Genomic DNA, 377 nt, shown 5'->3' with positions numbered 1-377 from the left:
GACCGTGCGGCCGTNNANCGGCAGCGCCGGGGAAATCACCGTCCGCGTCTCACCCAGCTCGGCCAGCAGGGCATCCAGCACCGGGCCAATGTTGCCCTGCGCGGTGCTGTCGAAAGTGGAACAGTACTTGAAATAAAACTGCTGACAGCCCTGGGCCTGCAGCCAGCGCAGGGCCGCCAGCGACTGGCTGACGGCCATTTCCGCCGGGCAGGAGCGGGTTTTCAGGCTGATGACCACCGCCTCGCTGGTCAGCGGAATATCGCGGGTCGGCACGCCATTCAGTTGCACCGTCGGCATGCCGTTGCGCACGAGGAAGCTGGCAATATCCGTGGCGCCGGTGAAGTCATCGGCAATGACACCAAGCTGCATGTTGTCTC

The 377-nt window shown here is 64.2% G+C and carries 1 protein-coding gene; it reads right to left on the bottom strand.

Features of this window, described 5'->3' with window-relative positions:
* Nucleotides 1–369: four-carbon acid sugar kinase family protein (locus VZP09_RS24695; protein ID WP_328795531.1), on the bottom strand; the 369-nt coding region annotated here is incomplete at its 3' end.
* Between the last annotated feature and the right edge of the window lie 8 nt (nt 370–377).

Source organism: Klebsiella sp. EMBS2024 (assembly GCF_036233805.1).
GTDB classification, from domain to species: domain Bacteria; phylum Pseudomonadota; class Gammaproteobacteria; order Enterobacterales; family Enterobacteriaceae; genus Klebsiella; species Klebsiella pneumoniae.
Note: the sequence above shows the minus strand (reverse complement) of the source record. Positions and strands in the feature narration are given on the sequence as shown.